This window comes from uncultured Clostridium sp., assembly GCF_947036855.1.
GTDB lineage: Bacteria > Bacillota > Clostridia > Clostridiales > Clostridiaceae > Sarcina.
Genome location: NZ_CAMQRY010000004.1, coordinates 16,968 through 39,886 on the forward strand (window position 1 = coordinate 16,968; position 22,919 = coordinate 39,886).

The window sequence follows — 22,919 nt, forward strand, 5'->3', positions numbered from 1 at the left end:
ACCCCACACAAATTTGTGTGGGGTTATAATTTTATTTACTTATAAACTCTTCTACTTCATTATCATTCTTTCCATAATACTTAAGTATTGCATCAACTATTCTTTCTGATGCATTACCATCTCCATATGGATTTACTGATTTGCTCATTTGTGCATAATAAGCTTCATCATTTATTAAAGCATTAGCTTCTTTTAAGATTACATCTACATCTGTTCCAACAAGTTTAACTGTTCCAGCTTCAACTGCTTCTGGTCTTTCTGTAACTCCTCTTAAAACAAGAACTGGTTTTCCAAGATGTGGAGCTTCCTCTTGAAGTCCACCTGAATCTGTCATTACCATGAAACATTTATTCATTAAGTTATGTGTTTCTTTTGTATCAAGTGGTGCCAACAGGTGTACTCTTTCTTTTCCACCAAGTTTTGCATGTACTACATCTTTAACTATAGGATTTAAATGCACAAGATATACTAGCTCTACATCTTTATTTTCTTCAACTATAGTAGCTAATGAATCACATATATTATCTATTCCCTCTCCCCAGTTTTCTCTTCTGTGAGCTGTAACCATAATAACTTTTTTATTTTCAAAATCTATTTTATTTAACTCATCAGTATCAAACACATAATTTTCTTCAACAGTATGTGCCATAGCATCAATTACTGTATTTCCTGTTATATATACATCTGACTCACTTATTCCTTCTCTTAATAGATTATTTTTAGACCCTTGTGTTGGTGCAAAGTGTAAATCAGCTAAAGCACCAGTAAGCTTTCTATTCATTTCTTCAGGGAATGGGAAATACTTATCAAATGTTCTAAGACCAGCTTCTACATGTCCAACTCTTATCTGTTGGTAAAATGCTGCAAGTCCACTTGAAAATGTTGTTGTAGTATCTCCATGAACAAGTATCATATCTGGTTTTTCACTTATGAATAACTCCTCTAATCCTTCAAGAATTCTATTTGTTATTCCTGTAAGAGATTGTCTTGTTTTCATTATATCTAAATCAAATTCAGGTTTTATTTCAAATAATTCTAAAACTTGATCAAGCATCTCTCTATGTTGTGCTGTTACACATACCTTTGATTCAATTTCACTTCTTTTTTCTAAAGCTTTAACAAGTGGAGCCATTTTTATAGCTTCAGGTCTTGTTCCAAATATCGTTAATATTTTAATCTTTTCCATTCTAAATCCTCCCTAATAGTAAAATAATGGAGTTTAATATAAACTCCATTATTTCATGTTATTTTAACTATAAACTATTTTGTACCGAACAATCTATCTCCTGCATCACCTAGTCCTGGAACTATATATCCATGTTCATTTAATTTTTCATCAATTGAACCTAGATATATATCAACATCTGGATGAGCCTTTTGAACCGCTGCAACACCTTCTGGTGAAGAAATTAAGCACATAAGCTTAATGCTTTTAGCACCTTTTTCTTTTAATAATCCAATAGCATCTGCTGCTGAACCACCAGTAGCAAGCATTGGGTCTACTACTATAACGTCTCTCTCATCAATATCTTGAGGTAATTTACAGAAATACTCAACTGGTTGTAAAGTTTCTTCATCTCTATATAAACCGATATGACCAACTTTAGCTGCTGGTATTAACTTAAGCATACCATCAACCATTCCAAGTCCAGCTCTAAGAATTGGTACTATCGCCATTTTCTTACCTGCTAAAACTTTTTGCTTTGTTACACATACTGGAGTTTCAATTTCAATTTCTTTCATTTGAAGCTCTCTTGTTACTTCATAAGCCATAAGCATTGATACTTCTTCAACAAGTTCTCTAAAATCTTTAGCACCTGTATTCTTATCTCTTATTATTGTTAATTTGTGTAATATTAATGGATGTGATATTTCAACTACCTTACTCATATTAATTTCCTCCAAGCGTATTTTTTATTTTGAATATTTTTCTTCTATAGCAGAAATCTTACTGATTCTATTTTCATGTCTTCCACCCTCAAATTCACTTGAGAAGAAGGCATCAACTATTTCTAAAGCAAGACCTGTTCCTGTTACCCTTTGCCCTAAAGCAAGAATATTTGCATTATTATGTTGTCTTGTAGCTTTTGCACTAAAAGTATCTCCACATAAAGCAGCTCTTATTCCTGGAACTTTATTTGCAGCTATTGATATTCCTATCCCAGTTCCACAAACTAAAACTCCAAGTTCACATTCTTTTGAAGCGACTGATTCTGCAACTTTTATTGATATATCTGGGTAATCACAAGACTCTTCGCTATATGCACCAAAGTCCTTACACTCAAAACCTTTTGATTTTAAATGTGCCATTACTTCAGTTTTTAATAAAAATCCACCATGATCGCAACCTATTGCTATTCTCATGTAAAATCCCTCCTATGTTTTAAAAATATATAAAAAAAAGAAGAGTAAAAGCTAATTTACCTTCTTCAATTTTGCATAACTAAGCTATTAAGTAGCCTCTACACATCTATTATATCAAATCCACAGGATTTTTTTAATCTATTCATAATAGCTATGCCAAGACCTTTTTCTTCAAATGATTCGCTAAGAATTATATCCACGCCCTCATCATCAAATTTTCTTAAAGCTTCAAAAAGTGATTTAGCAATCTCTGTTAAATCTTCTCTTTTTCCAAGGCTTATTACAAAAGTATCTCCATAGAAATCTTTTGTTTCATCAGTTGCCATAACGCCAACCTTTAAATCTTCATCCTTGTAATTATGCACCATTTCTCCAATTTTTTCAAGCATTTTATCATTTTCGCCTCTAATAACTCTAACTTTAGCATTAGGTGCATAATGTTTATATTTCATTCCAGGTGCTTTAGGCTTTAAATCACCCATTGCTTTTTCTTCTAAAAGGGCTTTATCTATATAAATTTCTTCATCAACTTCTCTTAAATCTTCTAAAGTAACACCACCTGGTCTAAGAATACAAGGTGGATTAACTGTTAAATCTACTATTGTTGACTCAACTCCAACAAAGCTTCTTTCTCCACCAAGAATATAATTTGCTTTTCCCTCTAAATCTTCAACACATCTATTCATATCAGTCGGACTAGGTCTTCCTGATATATTTGCTGATGGTGCTGCTATTGGTTTTCCAGATTTTCTTATAAGCTCAAGTGCAATTTCATCACTTGGCATTCTAAGACCAATACTATCAAGCCCTGCTGAAGTCATACTTGGAATTATATCTCTCTTCTTAAATATTAAAGTTAATGGTCCTGGCCAAAATTTTTCCATAAGCTTTTCTGCTATTTTAGGTATATCTGTTACATACTCTGATATATCTTTAGATGCCACATGAACTATCAATGGATTATCTTGAGGTCTACCTTTAGCCTTAAAAATTTTCAAAACAGCCTCTGAATCAAGTGCATTAGCTCCAAGACCATAAACTGTTTCTGTTGGAAATGCCACTATTCCACCCTCTTTAATAATCTTTGCTGCTTCATCTAAATATTTAAAGTCTTTAACTATATCATTTATATATGCTTTTTTTGTTTCCACTTTAATCATCTCTCTTCTCTTCCCTCTATTAAATTTCTTTTTGAGATCTTGAAATTTTTATATTTTCAATTGTATCTGATGTAAAAGTTGCTGTTACTGAACTTTTATAAATATCATCAAGTAAATGATATTTTTTATATCCACCATTTTTTATTACCAAATAAAAATAATTTTTATTTTCATTTAGTTTTTTTACTTTTCTATATTCTTTAGCTGCCATAGGATATCTATTTAAAAAACTTCTTCCAACAAGTCTAAGTTGTCTGTTCCCTATCCTTGTTGTTGTAACTATTACTAAATCTATATCACCTGATTTATTTTCTGTATGTATTAATTTTATTTTATCGCATGAAATTTTTCTATATGGGCTAAGCACCCCTTGTTTAAGTTTTAAAATACTATTATTACACGTATAATTTAAAACAGTTCTATCCTTCATTATAAATATACACGCTATTATAATTATCTCTATTGTAATTAATGCTATATCAATAATTCCACCATTAACCCCAAGACCAAATACAACAAGTGGTAATAATATAAGTATAAAAATCATAAAAACATTAAATCTTTTATAAGCTGCACTCTGTTTTTTTAACGCTTTATCTATATACATTCTGTTTCTCCCCACAATATTTCATTAAAAATAAAGCCCTACATTTTCATGTAAGGCTATAAAAATTAAGACTCCGTATTACCCATATTTTGCATTCTTTGAGCTTGATCTTCAGTAATTAGGGCATTAAGTATTTCATCAATATCCCCATTTAAGAATGACTCAAGTTTATAAAGTGTTAATTTTATTCTATGATCTGTAACTCTTCCTTGTGGATAGTTATAAGTTCTTATCTTCTCACTTCTATCACCAGTTCCAACCTGACTTTTTCTATCTTCAGCTATTCCATCATGTCTTTCTCTCTCAGCTATATCATATAATCTAGCTTGTAACACCTTAAGTGCTTTTGCTTTATTTTTAAGCTGTGATTTTTCATCTTGACATGAAACAACAAGTCCTGAAGGTAAATGAGTCATTCTTACAGCTGAATCAGTTGTATTAACACACTGTCCACCATTTCCTGAAGCTCTGAAAACATCAATTTTAAGATCTTTGTCTTCAATAACAATTTCAACATCATCAACTTCTGGAAGTACAGCTACAGTAGCTGTTGAAGTATGTATTCTTCCTGAACTCTCTGTATCTGGAACTCTTTGTACTCTGTGAACTCCACTCTCATACTTAAGTTTTGAGTAAGCACCTTCACCTTTAATCATAAATACAACTTCTTTACATCCACCGATGTCATTTTCATTGATACTCATTATTTCAGGGCTCCATCTATGTTTTTCTGCATATTTTGTATACATTCTAAATAAGTTTGATGCAAATAGTGCAGCTTCATCTCCACCAGCACCAGCTCTTATCTCAACGAATACGTTCTTGTCATCATTAGGGTCCTTTGGAAGAAGTAATACTTGTATATCACTCTCTAAAGTTTCCTGTTTTTCTGCTAATTCTTTTATTTCAGCATGAACCATCTCTCTCATTTCTTGATCTGTTTCTTCTGCTAAAATTTCTTTACTACCTTCTAACTCTTCTAAAGTATCTCTATACTCTCTATACTTATTCACTATTATCTCTAAGTCTGAATGTTCCTTACATAACTTTCTCCACTCACTCTGGTTAGACATGATTGAAGGATCACTTATTTTAATTGATAACTCATCATACTTAGTCTCGATAAAACTTAATCTTTCTAGCATTTTATATCACTCCGTACTGTAGATTTTCATATTTTTTTATTATAACATAAATTTCTTATATTATTCAATTATTATTCAATAATTAAATTACCAATAACAACTCTATCTAGACTTGCTAAATCCTTTATTATCACTATATTTCCAAAACCATTATTTTTCATAATAATTTTTACATCCTCACCTTGGTCATGCCCTATTTCAAAAGCTAATATTTTTTTACCTTTTAGTAAACTAACGCTCTCTTTTGTAATTTCCCTATAAAATATAAGACCATCTTCACCACCTGCTAGTGCTAAATGAGGCTCATAATTTTTAACATCTTCCATAAGAGTTTCTATAACATCCTCCCTAATATAAGGTGGATTGGAAACTATTATATCATACCCTTTATTAGATACATTAGCAAATAAATCACTTTGTATAAATTTTGTTCTATCTGAAAGTTCTAAGTTTTTTATATTAAGTTCTGTAACTTTTTTAGGTACATTATCAATATCAAGCAAATCAACTTTTACTTTTGATCTATAATTTGCTATTGAAAGACCTATTGCTCCACTACCACAACATAAATCACATATATCAAGTTCTTCATATTTTTCAATATTTTTAAGAACTTCTTCTACTAAAATTTCTGTATCTGGTCTTGGTATCAACACACCATCCTCAACAATAAAATCAATTCCCATAAACTCAGCCGTTCCAAGAATATAATTCATTGGGTATTTAGTTTTTCTTTTTTCAACTAATACATTAAACTCATTTTCTTTATCAAGCTCAATTGTTTCCCGTGCATTCATCATAAGCCAAAGCTTATTTTCTTTTAACACATGACACATTAAAAGTTGTGCATCTAATATATAACTTTCAATTTTTGCTTCCTTAAATACTTGATTTGCATTATTTAATAATTCTCTTATTGTTTTTTTCACATCTAACTCCTCTGCTTCTTTTGTTTCTTTAAGTGCAAGTGTACTTATTTATTATTAATAATATAATTACCTAACTTTCAATTCTAGTTATATATGTTAATATTTCATATAAATATACTTCTAATACTAAAAATTATTAAAATAAAAAATAATCCTTACCATAATATACGCTTATATTTTATAAGTAACTTAATTAATTTTTCTTAAATTTAAAATAACATTCTCCACATAAAGATTGATACTCAACATCTCCAATTAAATCTATCGCAACTTGCTCACCTTCAAAAATATATCTTCCATTTATCTTTCTAGCATTTAATATTGCTTTATTTCCACAATTACATATAGTTTTCATTTCTTCTATACTATGTGCTATAAGAAGTAATCTTTTACTTCCTTCAAATCCATTCATTAGAAAATCTGTTCTAAGTCCATAACAAATTACAGGCACACTATTTTCAACGGCAATTTGAAATAACTCATTTATATGATGCTCCTTTAAAAATTGAACCTCATCAACAATTATACAACTCGGTTTATTTTCTCCCATATAATCTGATAATAGTTCTAAAATATTATCATTATCACCTATAAGCATATCTACTTTTCTATCCACTCCAAGTCTTGAAACAACCTTATCCCCACCTTTTTCATCAACAGACGGCTTTAATAAAAGAACACTCATTCCTCTTTCTTCATAATTATGTGCAACCTGCATAAGGTGTGTTGATTTCCCTGAATTCATAGCTCCATATCTAAAATATAATTTACTCATTATGTAACTCTCCCTCTTTTAAAAATAAATATCTTTTTTTAAATTATACCCTAAATCTAAGCTCTTTTAAACTATTGACGATTTTCCTCTCTCATGCTATACTTTACAGTAGTTGTGTCTCTACGACACAATTTAAATTGAAATTAAAGAGGTGAAAATCATGAAAGAAGGCATACATCCAGTATACCACGCTAACGCGGTGGTTAAGTGCGCATGTGGAAACACATTCGAAACAGGATCAGTTAAAGAAGAATTAAAAGTTGATATATGTGCTAAATGTCACCCATTCTACACAGGTAAACAAAAACTTGTTGATATCGGTGGAAGAGTTGATAAATTCAACAAAAGATTTAACCTTAACAAATAATATTTTAAAATGGGAAAGACTTAGTCTTTCCCATTTTTTCTTAATAGCATCTATAATTTCTTTTAAGTAACGACCTTATATGTTATTATATTAATTAAATTTTAAATGAATGAAAGAGTGAATAATTTTATGCGAAAAATTTTAATTTTAACTACTGCTACTGGTGAAGGCCATAATCAAGCAGCTAAATCTTTAAAAGAAATTCTTAAAACTGAATATGATGAAGTTGATATATTCGATTTTTTAGAAAAAAGTAAAACTGTAAATGACTTTGTAGTTGGTGGGTATGAATTATCAGCTAAAATCTTTCCTTACATATATGGATTTTGCTATGCTATTAGCGATTTCAAACCAGTTAATAGTGTTCTAGAATTTTTTCTTCGTGAACCTATAAAAAAGACTGTTGATTATATAAATAAGTTTAATCCTGATGTTATTGCCTGTACTCACCCACTTGCGGTTTGTATTTTAGGGGCTTTATCTAGGAAAGGAATTATCAATATTCCTACAGTTTCTATAATTACTGATTTTAAACCTCACTATACCTATTATAGCGATCAAATTAATGCTTATATAACTGGTAGTGAGTATACTAAACAAGAACTTACTCGCTTTGGTGTTTTAAGTGAAAATGTTTTTCCAATAGGTATACCTGTCGGTCAAGCCTTTTATGCTAGATATGAAACTCCTAAAACTAATCCTAGACCATTTAATATATTAGTTATGGGTGGTAGTATGGGTCTTTCTGGAATTTCAAAAGTTTTAAAACACTTAGTGACTAATACTAATGATATAAAAATAACATTAATTTGTGGTAAAAATATAGAGCTTAAAAATTCGCTTGAATCTAAATATCCAAATAATCCGAACTTAAAAATCTTTGGGTTTACAACAGAAGTATCAACTATTATGGATTCAATGGATCTTATCATAACTAAACCTGGTGGGCTAACAACAACAGAATCTATACATAAAGCGCTACCAATGATAATCCCATTTGTAATTCCAGGACAGGAAACAGATAATTCTAAACTTTTAGTTAGAGAACAGGCTGCTATCAGAGTTAAAAATCTAACTACACTAAATAGTATAATAAATGATTTAATTTTAAATCCTGAAAAATTACAATCACTAAAACTTAATATGAAACGTCTATCAGAAAATTATTCAATAGACCAAACTATTCAGCTTTTTAATGATTTAAGCAATAAAAAACCCCAAAGTTAAATTCTAATTTAACTTTGAGGTTTTTTTTATTTTTGCTTATTCATCAGAGCTCTATACATTTCAATAAATTCTTTATTATTTTTTGTTTTATATAATAAATTAATTAATCTTTCTGTTGTACTCTCTGCTTGTTCTTCTCTATACATAGTTTTTCTTATTGCATCAGCAACTACTCTCTCATCTGAATCAAGTAATAAATTATCTTTTCTTGTTCCCGATTTATAAATATCAATTGCTGGGAATATTCTTCTCTCTTGAAGTTTTCTATCAAGATGAACTTCCATATTACCAGTTCCCTTAAATTCCTCAAATATCATATCATCCATTCTACTTCCTGTATCAACTAAAGCTGTTGCAAGAATTGTAAGACTTCCACCTTCTTCTATGTTTCTAGCTGCTCCAAAGAATTTTTTAGGCATTACTAAAGCACCTGGGTCAAGCCCTCCTGATAAAGTTCTACCACTTGGTGTTACTGTTAAGTTATAAGCTCTTGAAAGTCTGGTAAGTGAATCCATAAGAATTATAACATCTTTCCCATGTTCAACAAGTCTTTTTGCTCTCTCTAAAACAATTCTTGAAACTTTTGCATGGTTTTGTGGTTCTTCATCAAATGTTGAATAAATAACTTCTCCTCTTATACTTCTTTTCATATCAGTTACCTCTTCAGGTCTTTCATCAACTAAAAGCATTATAAGTGTTATATCTGGATAATTTTTCATTAAATTTTGTGCAACTCTTTTAAGCATTGTAGTTTTACCAGCTTTAGGAGGTGCAACTATCATCCCTCTTTGTCCCTTACCGATTGGGCAAACTATATCCATAAGTCTTGAACTTACATCTCCACTAAAATCAGTTTCAAGTCTTAATCTTTCATTTGGATATATAGGTGTAAGTTTTTCAAAACTTTTTCTATTTATAGCAACTTCTGGCATATCACCATTTATTTTTTCAACATATAAAAGTGCTCTAAACTTCTCTCCATCTTTTGCTTCTCTAACCTTCCCTATAACTTCATCACCAGTTCTAAGATTAAATCTTCTTATTTGAGATGGTGAAACATATATATCATCATCACCTGTTAAATAATTTTGACCTCTTAAAAAACCAAAACTATTACTCTCTAGTATTTCAAGTATTCCTCTTGAATTCTCTGATGTACTAACAAGTGTTTTAAATTCTTCTTTCTTTTCATTTATATCGATACTTTCATCAATACTTTTTTCTGGACTACTAACCCTATTATCATAATTTCTATCTCTATATGGATTATTAATCACTTTATTCTCTGTATTATTAAGTTCAATATCTTGATTATTTTCTGATACATTAATTTTTTTAACTCTATTATCGTAATTTCTATCTTGATATGGATTATGATACACTTTAGCTTTAACTTCTGATTCTATGCCTTTTACTGGTTCTGTAACTTTTACTGATATTTTTTCTCTTAGAACAATACCATCTTTTTCAATTGTATTTTGTTCTAATGAATTTTCTTGTGCATTTATTAAATCAGCAGGTTTAACTTCTTTTATAGCCTCTATTAACTCACTTTTTTTCTTTTTAGATATGTTTTTAATGCTTAACTCTTTAGCGATTACTTTTAACTCAACAAGAGTCATTTTCTCATAATTACTCACTAAATAAGCACCTCCTATTTTTTTATTTTTGGGAAATATAATCAGGATTTTATTATATAAACTTCAATCTATATAAATATTTAAGATATGATTCACTCTGAAATTTGAAGAAGAATTATATGTATAACTATAATTTTTTCTAAATATTACTCTAATTATAATACTTATTATCTGTATTAAACAAGATATTTATTAAATATCTTGTTATAAAAAAATTAAGTTATATAACATCCATTGTTATATAACTTTAATATCAAGCTTAAGACTTGTACTTATAGAATCTTGTCCTGAAACCACTAAATCGTACTCAATTTTCACTTTCCCACCATTTTCAGTAATCTCTATAGCTAAGTCATTTGTATTTGTTGTCATTTCTAATACACCATATGGAGTATTATACAAACATACATTACTTCCACTTTTCTCAAATGTCATTACTGTTTCTGTACTACCAGTTCTTTCTAATATAACTTTTTCATCAGCAATAATAATGCTAGTCATTGTTCCTTGCATTCCTGAAATTTCACTTTCTTCATATGTAGCTTTAAATCCATTTTCTAAAATCTCAAAAGTTCCTGGAGTTATAACTTCTACAACCTGATCTTTATCATTCATTTGCATACTTGATATTGAAATATTCGCTTTTTTAATCATTTATATCACCTCTTATTAATTTGCTATTTATTTTTAAATAAATCTGCTATTTTAAACCTAAATTCTATTTTACTATCTTCTGAGTCTGTTATCAAACTTTGTTCCTCTTCTGTTAAAACCCCTGATAACTGCTCTTCACTTTTTTCATAACTAATCTGCCCTTTGCTCATATCTATAAAACATAATGGTGGAAACATAACACACCACCAATTTTCACCTTTAGCCTCACCTATTAAAACTCTAAATGCTTCATACTCTCCCTGTGGAAGTGTAACATTACCATATGTTTTTACTGGGAAATTTGTCATAGCAAGTTCTACATTTACGTCATAGTCATATCCTTCTTTTTTTATAACTTCTTTTGCAATCTCTATAACCTTTTCTTGATTGCTTAATAAAAGTTCTCTTGACTCATTTAAAGATTTTGATTCATTTAATATTGGTGTCATATATCCTATAACTTCATCTCTTACTTTAAGCTTTAACTCTTGATCCTTATCTGAATCACTATTTGCAAGAACATGAAATCTAATTATCTTTTCACTTATACCTTCCATACTTGTAACTTGTACACTATTTCCATTTATAGCTATAAAGCCACCTATTAATATTACTAAACTTACTATACCTAAAATTATTTTTTTCATATTAAAACACCCCCTGATAACTAAATAATAGCCAAGGAGTGTTTTTTTTATACACTTTATTCTAAATTTCAAAAAATATTTTTATTTTATATAGTTCTTGTTATAAAAACATCATTATGCGAGTATAAACTTTTCATTCTATCATATGCCTTTTGAGCAACTAACATATCTTCAAAGAATCCAAAAACAGTTGGTCCACTACCGCTCATCATTGTTCCAACAGCACCTGCATTTCTCATTTCATCTTTTATTTCTCTTATAACTCTATGTTTTTTAATAGTTACATTCTCTAGTACATTTCTCATTCTTGTAGAAACTCCATATAACTCATCTCTGCCCATACATCTAATGATTCCATCAATATCTGCATGCTTATGAATCTTTGTTATATCTAAATCTCTATAAATATCCTTTGTTGAAACTCCAAAATTAGGCTTAACAACAATTAATATTTTATCTTTGAAAGGTTTTAACTTTGTAATTTTTTCACCAATACCTTCACAAAGTGCAGTTCCACCATCTATACAATAAGGTACATCAGCACCAATCTTAACTGCAAGCTTTTCTAAAGAGGTCTTACTAATATTTTTATTAAATACTTTATTCATTAAAAATAAAACAGTTGCTGCATCACTGCTACCACCTGCCATACCAGCTGAAACTGGAATGTTTTTCTTTATACTAATATCAACCCCATCTTTTATTCCATAGGTATCTTTAAATAACTTTGCTGCTTTAAACGCTAAATTTTTCTCATCTGTCGGTAAATAATATTTATCTGTAGTTACATTTATTTTATTAGTATTATTTTTTTTAAGTTCAATTTCATCATATATATCCACTGTTTGCATTATCATTCTAAGTAAATGATATCCATCTTCTCTTTTTCCAACCGCATCAAGGGCAATATTTATTTTTGCGTATGCCTTTCTCTTCATATCTCTACAACCTTTCTAGTAAAGTTAACTGATTTATTAAGCTTATTATAATGTTTTATAATCTAAATATAAAGGAAAATTAAATAAAGAAACAGATTTTTTTCTGTTCCTTCAAAATATTAATATTTTTTTCCTATTAAATTTATTAACTATTTACCATTTTAATATTTTCACTATACTTTTCATAGAAAGTTATTATTGTTATATTCGTAAGACTTTCATCAAAGTTTAGATATCATCTTTCACACGATTTTCAAACTCTAAAAAACCTTTTGATATAATAGCATAATCCATATTTATACCAACAAGTGCCGAGCAAGCTGCTAAGGCATTATATTTATTGCACTCATCTTCTAACATTATTGGCATATATCTATAATCACAAATCTTATATTCCTTATTTCTATTATGCACAGCTATAAATTCATCATCTAGATACACAGTAGGGTTCCCCATCCTTTTATTTTCTAATATATATTTATTATCTTTATTTACTGAAAATAATATTGTTTTAACCTCATGTAACCTAGCTATTTCAATCATAAACTTACTCTGACAATCATCAGCATTTATAACTGCATATCCATCTTTTTTTACACTTTCAATAACTAAAGATTCCATACTTACTGACTTATCACTATCATAATCTTCTTCCTTACTTTCATCTAAATTATTATTTATCACTCCAACATCTGCTATATCATACTCTAAACCGCTTTTCATAATTTCCGCTTTACTACTTTCTAAAATTGCAAACTCTACTTCCTTATTAATTAAAACTGACTTAATACTTTTACTCGCTGTATCACTTTTTGATATAATATCTTCTCCAATAGAAACTTCATCCATTGTCCTCATCCCCACAGTATATCCCATAAGTGATATTACATATGAAATAAGCCTTGTTGTTATAGCTTTCCCACTAGTTCCTATTAATGATATAAGTGGTATATTATCAAAGCCTGTTTTATACATACTCTTTAGTATTTCCTTTGAAACATTTCTTGCTAGTCCTTTTGTTGGGCATTCATGCATTCTTATTTCTGGTGCTGCATTCACCTCAATAATACCTCCATATAACTCTAATGACTTTGATATATTATTTGTACATATATCAATTCCACATATATCAAGACCTAACGCTTTAGCTGCTCTTTCACATATTTTAATATTTTCTTCACTTATTAAATCTGTAGCATCTTCTGCAAATCCACCTGTTGATAAATTAGCATTTTCTCTTAGTATAACTTTTACATCCTTTTTTATAATTTCATTTATATCATGCTTATTTTTCTTCAAATAAATATCAAGCTCTTTACTAAGCTTAATCTTGGTTAATGGTCTTTCACAATTCATACCTCTTAAAATATCTTTATTTAAATCATCAATTAATTCTTTTATAGTTTTAATCCCATCTCCAATTACATATGGTCGTATTCTTTGAGATACTGCCACAACTTTATAATCTACAACACAAACCCTATAATCTCTACCCTCAATAAATTCCTCTATTATAATATCTTTTGTTTTTTCTGATATCAGTTCATAAGCCTTAAGAAGCTCTATATCACTTTTTATATTAACAACTACACCAGAGCCATTTGAACCAAATTGTGGCTTTAAAACTACTGGATAGCCTTTACAATGTGCAATTTCTAAAAGTTTTGTATTATCATCAACACATTCACCTTTCACAACTGGAATACTATTCATTTCTAATATCTTTTTAGTTATACACTTATCTCTACATATCTCAACTGCAATAGCACTTGTATTGCTTCCTATCGTATCATTAAAAACTCTTCCCTTCTCTCCATATCCAATTTGATAAATCCCATTACCAATTTCAATAATAGGCAATCCTTCAGCTTTTGCACTATTATATATAGCTCTTGTAGATGGTCCTTGCAATTTTATTTTTAATAGTTCTTTGCTTGTACTAAACTTTTCGTCCATAAGTATTTTCACTTTTAATTCCCCTCCTCAAACAGTATTCTACCTTCTATTTATTTTTACCATTTTTTTATTTTTCCATACAAAAAAAGAACACATAAAACAAATGTTTTATGTGTTCTTAATTCAAACTATTAAACTTAAATTATAGCTCTTCCTGGTATTATAATTTTTGTACCAATCATAAGCTCATCTTCTAAATCAATTCCATTTATAGTAGCTATTGATTCCATTGTAGTTTTATACTTTTTAGCAAGTTTCCAAATAGTATCTCCACACTGAATTACATAAATAACAACTGATGCTTTCTTAGGTTCAACATTTTCTTCTTCATCTTCTTCTATACAATGAATATACTCTTTAACTTCTTTATATAAAGCTTTTGCATTAAATGATATTATTCCCTTAAGTGCTATTGTTCCAGCTTCTATAGCTGATTCTAAGCTCTCTAGCGTAGATTTAATACAAACTTCCATTTCGTCTGTTAAATTTGCTATCTCTATACATGCTGAAAACGGAAGTTCAACATCTAAAGCTCCATACCCAACATCTGCATTTATAGTTTTATAAAGACATTTAACTTTTAATATTCCATCAATATTTATATTGCTTCCTGAAATTTTAGAGTCAACAGAAACAACCTCACCTCTGGTACTTATTATCTGAACTGGTTCATCACCCTCAACACTTATATTCTCTTTAGAAATTGCCTCTGTAAAGCCTTCGCCAAGTCTAATTTTAAACTCTGCCTTTTCTTTTATAAGGTTTAAACTCTTCTCTGGTGAATAAGCATCTTCAATAACTTCTATTTCTTCTAATTTTGAAACTTTTACATTTGTATTAATATCAAAATTTAAAACTATTATTCTATCTTCACCTAAATCATTTTGATTCACTGAAAAGTCTGCATTAGCAACCTTAAAGTCATAATCACAATTATACTCTGAATTAAGACCAACTATATCTTCTTCATCTGATATAAAGATATCTTTATTTAATAAATTCAGTTCTTTTGAATCTAATGACTTATACATTAAATCAACATTAATATAACAAGAATATCTTATTTTATCATCAGTAATCCTAACATCTTTTTTATGAACTAAATAATCAAATTTAATAATTTTTTCAACTTGACCTTTATCCATACTAACCTCTAATTCTGATTTTTCCGAAATTCTTTTTGATCCTGTATAGATAAATTTATCTACTTTTTCAGTCTTTTTAATAACCTGAATATCATTTCTATTATCTACACTTTTAACAAAATTAAATTCTTCTTGCTTATAAACATCTGCTACTGATTTAAAATAAGCTTCAATATTTATCTTTCTTTCATTAACAAGAGTCGAATTTATATGTTCTAGCTCACACTCCACATTGCAAAGCATACCTTGCTCAGCACCTAATATGTCTATGAAGTTTGATAACTTATTTTTATAGACAGCTGTATTTACTCCGCTACCATCTTCTTCTTCTGATAAGTAAATAATGCTAAATCTAACATCAGCTTCAACAAGTACTTTCCCATCAAAAACTTCTGCTTTAGTTATTTTTTTATCAACATCAACCGATAAAATTCTTCCTACATCTGGAAGTGTGTCTGATATAAGATACTCTTCTTGAAGTATATCTACATTCGAACTCCTTCCAACCTGTATTTGAAGTTCTACATTTTCTTTTATAAGATCTAAATTAGCCATATCGTACCTCCTATATTCTACCTACTATAATATATAAAACTAAATCTATTTTAATTCCACTTTTTTGAAATTTTTTTTAGAATATATCGATTTTTTTATAACTAAACTTTCACATTACAAATCTTATATCATTTTTTGTCGAATTTTAACTCTTTTTCAGTTGACACTTATCAGAAAATGTCGTATTATTAAGGTGGTTATTGACCATATAACCTCTCATAAATTCTCAATACCCTTTTATACCATAGTTGAAAGATGGAAACCCACCATCTTTCTTTTTTTACGCAAAAAAAAACCCCTGTTCGCCAGAGGAGCTTTTTTTACTATATTCTATTAAATTTCAAAATCTAATTGAACTGTATTTGTAAGTACGTCTGAATAACTATATGTTACCGTTCTTTGCGTATCTTTTTCTAATCTAATTACAAAAATACTTGCATAAACACTCTCAAGTACTCCCTCATTGACTAAAACTCTTTTTCTGCCTCCGTTAGCTTTAAGCATAACTTTCTCACCTAGATGGCTCTCTAATGTTTTCTTTATAGAAGATACTGTTCTATTTTTCTCCATTTTAACACCCTCTTTCTTCATTTTAGTATATACTGTAAATCTTTGGATGTCAATCAAATTATATATTTTATCACCAAAGTAATATTTTTGTCAATATATTTTTTTTAACATTTCTCAGTTATTATTAGCGTTTTTCAGGATTTTATTCAAAAAAATCTATTTTTTCCTAAACTATTATATATATTGAGATTTTGGGTAACCTTCTCTATATTTCCCTCTTGTTTGAAGCCCACCAATCCCTTTTATACCAGTAATAGTATTCTCTATGACTTCTGTAATTGCTACAACCTTATCAAGTCCTGTATATGCAACTTTTTCGCAAATAAACACTGGATCAAGACAATGTATCAGCACACGACTTGGTGAACTAGCATAATTTGCACCTGCATCTAAAATCCCCTCATAAAAAGATTGACATGCACCTGCAAAAATAACAAGTTCATCATAACTTGAATTATATCCTCTAAGTATTTTGACAGCTTCTATAAAAAACTTAGAATTTCTATAACTGCTTTCATCTAAATAATCACCTTTATGTTTAAATAGACCATCATGTCCTGTTAACACAACTATGTCTGGCTTAACTAACTTAACAATTTCTAAAATTTTTATTGGTTGCTCACTTTCACTAATAGCAAACCCTTCGGCTTCAAGCTGTAATTGCTTATAAACCTTCAAACAATTATCTAGATAATCAACATCTCCATCAATATGAAGAATTTTTCCTGGTCTACCAAAAACTAAATTGTCTTTTTTAACTATTTTTGCTGATTTTCCACCTCTATCTTTTTTGATACTGGGAGGTTTTCCCCCATCACCTCTTCTACTTATAGCATTTTTTATAACTTTATTAACTCTAGTATTAAACATTTTATCCATATCTGTTTCAAAATCGTTATTAACCTCTTCTAAGTCATCTACTCTAGCATCTGCAAGTATTCTTATACTATTGCCTTTTAATATATAGGTAACACTGCCATCATCATTCTTTTTAATATCAATTATTTTAAAAATAACATCTTTTCCATATGATTTTCTAACAACATAATCTCCAACATCCATAAGTATCACCTCTTTTTTAAACATATAAGATTATACTATGCTACCTCTATATTTTTTGTTCTAAAAATAAAAAAGTAATAAGAAATTTTCATTCTCATTACTTTCTTAATCTATTCTAAAATATTGTACTCTTTTTTAAAATCATCAATGAATTGCATATATAAATCTTTCTCATTTATTATATTTTGTATCTTCTTAGAAAAAGTATTATTTGCCCAAGTTACTTCATTATAATAATGTCTATTAGCAAGTCTCCAATATCTTTGTGGAAAAAGTAGAAATACTAATATAATTTTATATTCTGCTTCTTCAATTTTTGATACACTATTATATGTTTCTATAATAGCCTTTGCATATTCAATATCCCAATCAACTTTTTTAAGAACTTTTATCATAAAATTAGCTATATCGAATGTTCTTATTTCTCTTTTACAATAATCAAAATCTAAAATATGAAGTTTATTATTAGCATCTATAACTATATTATGATATGTGTAGTCATGATGACAAAATACTTTTTCTTCCTCACTTTTTTCACAAATTGTATTATACTCAGAACTTAATAATAGCTTTGATGCTCTTATAGCTAAATTTCTATAAAAATCTACTGTTTTCACATAAGTTAAATCAAAATCTTGCTTTATGTTCTTCTTTCTAGCCATATCTCTCATTTTTGAAAGTGCTTTAATTCTCTTATCCATAAGAGTAGGCCATCTGCCTATATCTGTTTTAAGTTTTGAATTTTCTGGTGGATCATATCCTTTACTTGCCTCATGTAATAATGCTAAATGCTCTGCTGCAAGTTTTACATCATCAAGACTGTGAAAATCACACTCTCTACCTTCAATCCACTCTGATAAAGTATATAAATCTTCATTTACTAATGCAAATGGCTCTTCCTCTGTATTTAAATAGTATCTATCTACATTCTCAAACCCATTACTTATAAGATGTTCCTTAGCCCCATATACAAATAATAATTTTTGAGTTCCATAATTTATTCTTTTTAAACACCTATCCCCTTTATTAGTTTTAAGGTGATAAATCCCTTTGCTCGGCTTCTGTGATTCTATTTTTATGTCAAACTGTCGCTCAATTTCTAATTCCCTCATCATAATTATTCACCCCCTATATATTTATATGTCAATCTACCTTTATTTATTAACAAATTCTTCTAATAAATAATATAATGAATATATAGCTATACTGAAAGGATTTATAATGAAGATTTCAATAGATGGCAGAGCATCAACTCTTTATAGAGGAACAGGTATAGGGAACTATACTTATCAACTGCTAAACAATATAAATAATATAGATATAATAAATGAATATAACCTTTTTATCTCTGAAAATTCAGAACTTGATATTAATTTAAATTCTAATCTTAGATTAACCTTTTCAGAAAAACTAATGAAAAAAAATTTTTGGAATGATATAAAAGAACCAAACAATATTGAACTTGATTCAAATATTTATCACACACCACAAAATGGTATAGGTATTATAGAAAACATAGATGTCCCACAAATCATAACACTTCATGATATTATTCCACTTAAAATGCGTGAAACTGTTAGTGATAACTACTTAAAACTTTTTGATACTGAAATGCCTAAAATATTAGAAAACACAAGTGGGATTATAACTGTTTCTAATTTTTCTAAAGAAGATATTCATAAAACACTTGGATTCCCACGTGATAAAATTTTTGTTACGCATCTAGCTGCTGAGAGCCAGTATAAAGTTCTTGATAAAGTTGCATGTAAAAAATTTATAAGTGATACTTATGGTATTTCAAATGATTATATTTTATATGTTGGAGGGTTTAGTCCTCGAAAAAATATAATAGGAATTATTGAAGCTTTTAGCCTTATCTATTCTAAACTTTCTAAAGATATAAAACTTGTTATAGTTGGCCATAAAGGAATTTCATATGAAATTTATAAAAACAAAGCAATAGAACTAGGTATTGAGTCTAAAGTTATTTTCACAGGATTTATAGAAGTTAACCATATGCCTGCAATTTATAATGCTGCATCACTTCTTGTATATCCATCATTCTACGAAGGATTCGGACTTCCTCCACTTGAAGCTATGGCATCTGGTATACCTGTTATAACTTCAAATATAACATCTATTCCAGAGGTCGTAGAAGGTGCTGCTATACTTATAAATCCTTATGATTCAGATGATATAGCAAGCAATATTTATAACATCCTTACTGATGAAAAATTCAAAAACATACTCATAGATAAAGGTTTAAAACAAGCCTCAAAATATAATTGGAGAAGTACTGCGATAGAGACTATACTTGCCTACTCTAAAATCGCAAAATAAAAAGTAGCTACTTTTAATAATTTTAAAAGTAGCTACTTTTCTAATTTGAATCACGCTCTATTTTATTAAATAAAAGTTCTTTCTCTTTTCTATAAAGAATTTTATTTTCAAGTTTATTTAAGTAACTCTCATATCTCCAATCCTTTAATGCAAAATAATAATTTCTACTAATAGTATTAAAGTCACTTGGATATAATATTAGTATTTTCAATATCTCTATCTCATCTTCTGAAAGCCTCGAAATACTATTATAATCACTTATTATTCCTTTATATACTTCATAACTGAAAGCATGCTTTTTAAGTGTTTTTATAGTAAAGTTAAAAACATCTAATATCCTAAGGTCAACATTTGAATAATCAAAATCTATAAAATTAACATACCCAGCATTTACTATCATATTATGATATGCAAGATCGTTATGGCATACAGTTATAATAGACTTATCTAAGCATAAACTTTTATATTTACTCTTTTCTAACTTTTCTACTGCAAGTTCCATAGAAATTATATTATAATCAACATTTGCTAAAAACATTTCATCAAATTCATTCTTATACTTTTTAAGCTGTGCAAGTTTTTTACACTTATTAAGACTTACAATCCCTTCATTGAATCTTTCTGCTAAATTCCCAAGTGAAATTTTCTCCATACTTCTTTCACTTAGATTATTTAATACCCCTAGACCTGCTATATGAAGTTTTGCTATTGCTTTAGATGCTGCTTCTACATCTAAAGGATTATTTAAATTACACTCAATTCCCTCAATCAAATCTAACAAAATATATTTACTTCCATTTCTCTCAACTAGATACCTTCCATCTTCAAACTTATTAATACTTAAAACACCCTCATACCCTTTTTTAAGATAATCTAAAAGTTCTGTTATAAAAGATAATTTTTCTTCATCATAATTAATTATTTTAAGTATTTTTTTACCTTCATCACAATCTAAAATAAAAATATTTCGTGTTGGCCACAAATCATTTATATTAAGTGATAATTCATTAAAAAATTCTACATCTAAATCATATTTACAAAGATATTTTGCATCCCTATATTTAACCCTAATCATAATCCCCTCCTAAAAAACACTATAACGCTCTTTAATCTTTAATATATTTTCTCTTATCTTTTCTTCATCTTTAAAATCTCTAAGATAACAATTAGAAATATACACTAAAATATTTGTTGGAAATGCTAAAGTAGATTTTATATATCGCCTACTTATATCTGATAAATCTTCTTTTAAAAGAAATTCTTCTATCATATCAGTTCTATCATTTTCTAGTTTTTTATGTGCAGTTCTTCTCAAAAGCTTTATTAAATCATCCTCAACCATTCCAAATCTAATTTTACTAACATCACAAACAAAAATCTTATCATCTCTATTCTCAATATTAGGATATACTTTTCCAAGCGTTATCTCTGAATTTTTGTAAGCTCTTTCTATAAGAGATATAAACTCCTCATCTGAAATATATTCAATGCATTCCCTTGAGTATTTAATAAGCTCACTTAAATCTATTGATACCTCACTTGAAAATTCTATAACTCTTCTAAGTAAGATTTTCTGTTCACTTCTAATTCTTCCAGCCTCACTTATAAGACCAATAGTATAATTTTTCTTTCCCTTAAGACTGTTATGAAATCTTGAAATACAATCAATACTATTATAGATATCAAACTTTTCCCTAGTTTCTTCTTTCGTAGATATATATATATCCTCACTTAGAAGAAATTTTTGTAGTAAATCTTCTCTTCTCATAGAAAATTACTTACTCCTTTCCTCAAGTGCTATAAGAAAATCATTTCTATTTTCTCTATCACTAATATAATTTGTTAGTCTTCCAAGAAATCTTTCCTCACTCCAAGATAACTGTTCCCAGTAATATTGAAGTCCAACTTGCCAAAAATCTTGTGGGAACTTCAAAAATCCAAGCATAATTTTCTCTTCTTCTTTTGTAACTTCTCCATAAGCATCTGTTATCAACTCATACTTCTCTATTTCCCAATTACCATTTCTCATTGCTCTCATACAAAGACTCGCTAAATCATGCAAATGTGAATCAAGAATACAGTAATCAAAATCAATTATATTAACTTCCTCATCATTTCCAATTAATATATTGTGATGTGCTAAATCATGATGACAAAAACTAAGGTTCATTACTTCCTTATTCATATAATCAATATAATTACTCTCCCTAATTTTTAAAATAGCCTCTTCTCCTTTTTTAACTTCCTCATCAATCACACTAAGGTATAACTCATCAAATTTTGATTTTTGAGCCTTTTGACCTATTCTTTTTTTAAAATCTAAAATTTCTGATATTCTAGTTTCAAAAACTGTGTCCCAAGTTCCCCATCCAACTCTAGGCTTCATAGATTCATTTAAAACAAATCCCTTGCTAAAGCTATGTAGTTCTTTAACCTTTTTAGCTGTCTTTAAAAGTTCATCATCATTCTCATAACTTACTTCTTTTACATCCATCCATTCAGTTAAATAAGCGTAACAATCATCAAACTTTATATAATCTTTATGATTTTTATTTCTAATTATTTTAGGTGTATTCTTAAAACCTGATTTTTCTAAATGTTTTATTGCAGATACAATAAAATTAAAATGATCAAACTCATATTTTATTACCTTCAAACAATACTCTCTAAAACCTGCTGTTACTTTATAAACATTTTTCTTCTTACTAATTTTGCTTACCGTTATTCTATAGTTATCTTGAACTAATCTTTTAACCATTTCAAAATCCATGAGATAACCTCCTAAAAACAATTTATTTCATTATATGTGCAAAATTCTACCTTGTTACATTCACACTT

23 protein-coding genes are annotated in these 22,919 nt (G+C 28.6%); 3 read left to right on the forward strand and 20 right to left on the reverse strand.

Features of this window, described 5'->3' with window-relative positions; all coding sequences use genetic code 11:
* Positions 1-31: 31 nt before the first annotated feature.
* The 8 genes from wecB to Q0V15_RS01510 form a co-directional block, all read right to left on the reverse strand.
* A complete protein-coding gene (gene wecB, locus Q0V15_RS01475; protein WP_297435293.1) occupies positions 32-1,186 on the reverse strand; it encodes a non-hydrolyzing UDP-N-acetylglucosamine 2-epimerase in 1,155 nt (384 codons plus the stop codon).
* 74 nt (positions 1,187-1,260) lie between these two features.
* The gene (gene upp, locus Q0V15_RS01480) at positions 1,261-1,890 is read right to left on the reverse strand and encodes a uracil phosphoribosyltransferase (RefSeq protein WP_297435295.1); all 630 of its coding nucleotides are present in this window, start codon (positions 1,888-1,890) and stop codon (positions 1,261-1,263) included.
* Positions 1,891-1,914: 24 nt separating this feature from the next.
* The gene (gene rpiB, locus Q0V15_RS01485) at positions 1,915-2,364 is read right to left on the reverse strand and encodes a ribose 5-phosphate isomerase B (RefSeq protein WP_297435296.1); all 450 of its coding nucleotides are present in this window, start codon (positions 2,362-2,364) and stop codon (positions 1,915-1,917) included.
* Positions 2,365-2,462: 98 nt separating this feature from the next.
* Positions 2,463-3,515, reverse strand: coding sequence for an L-threonylcarbamoyladenylate synthase (locus tag Q0V15_RS01490; RefSeq protein ID WP_297435347.1), 1,053 nt, complete (start codon positions 3,513-3,515; stop codon positions 2,463-2,465).
* Between the two features lie 28 nt (positions 3,516-3,543).
* On the reverse strand, positions 3,544-4,131 hold the full coding sequence (locus Q0V15_RS01495; RefSeq protein ID WP_297435298.1) for a hypothetical protein: 588 nt from the start codon (positions 4,129-4,131) through the stop codon (positions 3,544-3,546).
* Between the two features lie 65 nt (positions 4,132-4,196).
* Positions 4,197-5,276: a peptide chain release factor 1 gene (prfA, locus tag Q0V15_RS01500; protein ID WP_297435300.1), complete on the reverse strand. Its 1,080-nt coding sequence runs from the start codon at positions 5,274-5,276 to the stop codon at positions 4,197-4,199.
* A gap of 71 nt (positions 5,277-5,347) precedes the next feature.
* Positions 5,348-6,205: a peptide chain release factor N(5)-glutamine methyltransferase gene (gene prmC / locus Q0V15_RS01505; RefSeq protein WP_297435302.1), complete on the reverse strand. Its 858-nt coding sequence runs from the start codon at positions 6,203-6,205 to the stop codon at positions 5,348-5,350.
* A 193-nt stretch (positions 6,206-6,398) separates the two neighbouring features.
* Complete coding sequence (locus Q0V15_RS01510) at positions 6,399-6,980, reverse strand: thymidine kinase (RefSeq protein WP_297435304.1); 582 nt, start codon at positions 6,978-6,980, stop codon at positions 6,399-6,401.
* A gap of 160 nt (positions 6,981-7,140) precedes the next feature.
* On the opposite strand from Q0V15_RS01510, the gene rpmE reads away from it, so the two are divergent.
* Both rpmE and Q0V15_RS01520 read left to right on the forward strand, forming a co-directional pair.
* On the forward strand, positions 7,141-7,347 hold the full coding sequence (rpmE, locus tag Q0V15_RS01515; protein ID WP_297435306.1) for a 50S ribosomal protein L31: 207 nt from the start codon (positions 7,141-7,143) through the stop codon (positions 7,345-7,347).
* A gap of 129 nt (positions 7,348-7,476) precedes the next feature.
* Positions 7,477-8,574 (forward strand): MGDG synthase family glycosyltransferase, encoded by a 1,098-nt coding sequence (locus Q0V15_RS01520; protein WP_297435308.1) that lies wholly within the window; start codon positions 7,477-7,479, stop codon positions 8,572-8,574.
* Between the two features lie 26 nt (positions 8,575-8,600).
* On the opposite strand, the gene rho is transcribed toward Q0V15_RS01520, so the two are convergent.
* The 9 genes from rho to Q0V15_RS01565 all read right to left on the reverse strand — a co-directional run bounded on the left by rho (position 8,601) and on the right by Q0V15_RS01565 (position 18,856).
* A complete protein-coding gene (rho, locus tag Q0V15_RS01525; RefSeq protein ID WP_297435310.1) occupies positions 8,601-10,214 on the reverse strand; it encodes a transcription termination factor Rho in 1,614 nt (537 codons plus the stop codon).
* A gap of 237 nt (positions 10,215-10,451) precedes the next feature.
* Complete coding sequence (locus Q0V15_RS01530) at positions 10,452-10,868, reverse strand: DUF1934 domain-containing protein (RefSeq protein ID WP_297435312.1); 417 nt, start codon at positions 10,866-10,868, stop codon at positions 10,452-10,454.
* A gap of 23 nt (positions 10,869-10,891) precedes the next feature.
* A complete protein-coding gene (spoIIR, locus tag Q0V15_RS01535; RefSeq protein ID WP_297435314.1) occupies positions 10,892-11,515 on the reverse strand; it encodes a stage II sporulation protein R in 624 nt (207 codons plus the stop codon).
* A gap of 86 nt (positions 11,516-11,601) precedes the next feature.
* A complete protein-coding gene (ispE, locus tag Q0V15_RS01540) occupies positions 11,602-12,453 on the reverse strand; it encodes a 4-(cytidine 5'-diphospho)-2-C-methyl-D-erythritol kinase (RefSeq protein WP_297435316.1) in 852 nt (283 codons plus the stop codon).
* A 228-nt stretch (positions 12,454-12,681) separates the two neighbouring features.
* Positions 12,682-14,421: a Mur ligase family protein gene (locus tag Q0V15_RS01545; RefSeq protein WP_297435318.1), complete on the reverse strand. Its 1,740-nt coding sequence runs from the start codon at positions 14,419-14,421 to the stop codon at positions 12,682-12,684.
* A 125-nt stretch (positions 14,422-14,546) separates the two neighbouring features.
* Entirely contained in the window at positions 14,547-16,109 is a 1,563-nt protein-coding gene (locus tag Q0V15_RS01550; protein WP_297435320.1) for an SPOCS domain-containing protein, read from the reverse strand.
* A gap of 333 nt (positions 16,110-16,442) precedes the next feature.
* Entirely contained in the window at positions 16,443-16,679 is a 237-nt protein-coding gene (locus Q0V15_RS01555) for a Veg family protein (RefSeq protein WP_297435322.1), read from the reverse strand.
* Positions 16,680-16,853: 174 nt separating this feature from the next.
* The gene (gene yabG, locus Q0V15_RS01560; RefSeq protein WP_297435349.1) at positions 16,854-17,741 is read right to left on the reverse strand and encodes a sporulation peptidase YabG; all 888 of its coding nucleotides are present in this window, start codon (positions 17,739-17,741) and stop codon (positions 16,854-16,856) included.
* A 110-nt stretch (positions 17,742-17,851) separates the two neighbouring features.
* The gene (locus Q0V15_RS01565; RefSeq protein WP_297435323.1) at positions 17,852-18,856 is read right to left on the reverse strand and encodes a CotS family spore coat protein; all 1,005 of its coding nucleotides are present in this window, start codon (positions 18,854-18,856) and stop codon (positions 17,852-17,854) included.
* Positions 18,857-18,962: 106 nt separating this feature from the next.
* Here Q0V15_RS01565 and Q0V15_RS01570 point away from each other — a divergent pair, with 106 nt between their 5' ends.
* Positions 18,963-20,081, forward strand: coding sequence for a glycosyltransferase family 1 protein (locus Q0V15_RS01570; protein WP_297435325.1), 1,119 nt, complete (start codon positions 18,963-18,965; stop codon positions 20,079-20,081).
* A 40-nt stretch (positions 20,082-20,121) separates the two neighbouring features.
* Here Q0V15_RS01570 and Q0V15_RS01575 read toward each other — a convergent pair whose 3' ends face one another.
* Genes Q0V15_RS01575 through Q0V15_RS01585 form a run of 3 tightly spaced genes read right to left on the reverse strand, consistent with a single transcriptional unit; the run spans position 20,122 to position 22,851 of the window.
* Complete coding sequence (locus Q0V15_RS01575) at positions 20,122-21,156, reverse strand: CotS family spore coat protein (RefSeq protein ID WP_297435327.1); 1,035 nt, start codon at positions 21,154-21,156, stop codon at positions 20,122-20,124.
* A 9-nt stretch (positions 21,157-21,165) separates the two neighbouring features.
* Positions 21,166-21,849: a hypothetical protein gene (locus Q0V15_RS01580; RefSeq protein WP_297435328.1), complete on the reverse strand. Its 684-nt coding sequence runs from the start codon at positions 21,847-21,849 to the stop codon at positions 21,166-21,168.
* A 6-nt stretch (positions 21,850-21,855) separates the two neighbouring features.
* Positions 21,856-22,851: a CotS family spore coat protein gene (locus tag Q0V15_RS01585; RefSeq protein WP_297435330.1), complete on the reverse strand. Its 996-nt coding sequence runs from the start codon at positions 22,849-22,851 to the stop codon at positions 21,856-21,858.
* Positions 22,852-22,919: the final 68 nt, after the last annotated feature.

What these genes read in the sequence shown, in the direction of transcription:
- rpmE (WP_297435306.1), top strand. Translation starts at nt 7,141, where the DNA reads ATGAAAGAAGGCATACATCCAGTATACCACGCTAACGCGGTGGTTAAG.
- ispE (WP_297435316.1), bottom strand. Translation starts at nt 12,453, where the DNA reads ATGAAGAGAAAGGCATACGCAAAAATAAATATTGCCCTTGATGCGGTT.
- upp (WP_297435295.1), bottom strand. Translation starts at nt 1,890, where the DNA reads ATGAGTAAGGTAGTTGAAATATCACATCCATTAATATTACACAAATTA.
- spoIIR (WP_297435314.1), bottom strand. Translation starts at nt 11,515, where the DNA reads ATGAAAAAAATAATTTTAGGTATAGTAAGTTTAGTAATATTAATAGGT.
- Q0V15_RS01520 (WP_297435308.1), top strand. Translation starts at nt 7,477, where the DNA reads ATGCGAAAAATTTTAATTTTAACTACTGCTACTGGTGAAGGCCATAAT.
- Q0V15_RS01570 (WP_297435325.1), top strand. Translation starts at nt 18,963, where the DNA reads ATGAAGATTTCAATAGATGGCAGAGCATCAACTCTTTATAGAGGAACA.
- yabG (WP_297435349.1), bottom strand. Translation starts at nt 17,741, where the DNA reads ATGGATGTTGGAGATTATGTTGTTAGAAAATCATATGGAAAAGATGTT.
- Q0V15_RS01555 (WP_297435322.1), bottom strand. Translation starts at nt 16,679, where the DNA reads ATGGAGAAAAATAGAACAGTATCTTCTATAAAGAAAACATTAGAGAGC.
- Q0V15_RS01530 (WP_297435312.1), bottom strand. Translation starts at nt 10,868, where the DNA reads ATGATTAAAAAAGCGAATATTTCAATATCAAGTATGCAAATGAATGAT.
- prfA (WP_297435300.1), bottom strand. Translation starts at nt 5,276, where the DNA reads ATGCTAGAAAGATTAAGTTTTATCGAGACTAAGTATGATGAGTTATCA.
- Q0V15_RS01495 (WP_297435298.1), bottom strand. Translation starts at nt 4,131, where the DNA reads ATGTATATAGATAAAGCGTTAAAAAAACAGAGTGCAGCTTATAAAAGA.
- rpiB (WP_297435296.1), bottom strand. Translation starts at nt 2,364, where the DNA reads ATGAGAATAGCAATAGGTTGCGATCATGGTGGATTTTTATTAAAAACT.
- Q0V15_RS01565 (WP_297435323.1), bottom strand. Translation starts at nt 18,856, where the DNA reads ATGATGAGGGAATTAGAAATTGAGCGACAGTTTGACATAAAAATAGAA.
- Q0V15_RS01580 (WP_297435328.1), bottom strand. Translation starts at nt 21,849, where the DNA reads ATGAGAAGAGAAGATTTACTACAAAAATTTCTTCTAAGTGAGGATATA.
- Q0V15_RS01585 (WP_297435330.1), bottom strand. Translation starts at nt 22,851, where the DNA reads ATGGATTTTGAAATGGTTAAAAGATTAGTTCAAGATAACTATAGAATA.
- Q0V15_RS01575 (WP_297435327.1), bottom strand. Translation starts at nt 21,156, where the DNA reads ATGATTAGGGTTAAATATAGGGATGCAAAATATCTTTGTAAATATGAT.
- Q0V15_RS01510 (WP_297435304.1), bottom strand. Translation starts at nt 6,980, where the DNA reads ATGAGTAAATTATATTTTAGATATGGAGCTATGAATTCAGGGAAATCA.
- Q0V15_RS01550 (WP_297435320.1), bottom strand. Translation starts at nt 16,109, where the DNA reads ATGGCTAATTTAGATCTTATAAAAGAAAATGTAGAACTTCAAATACAG.
- wecB (WP_297435293.1), bottom strand. Translation starts at nt 1,186, where the DNA reads ATGGAAAAGATTAAAATATTAACGATATTTGGAACAAGACCTGAAGCT.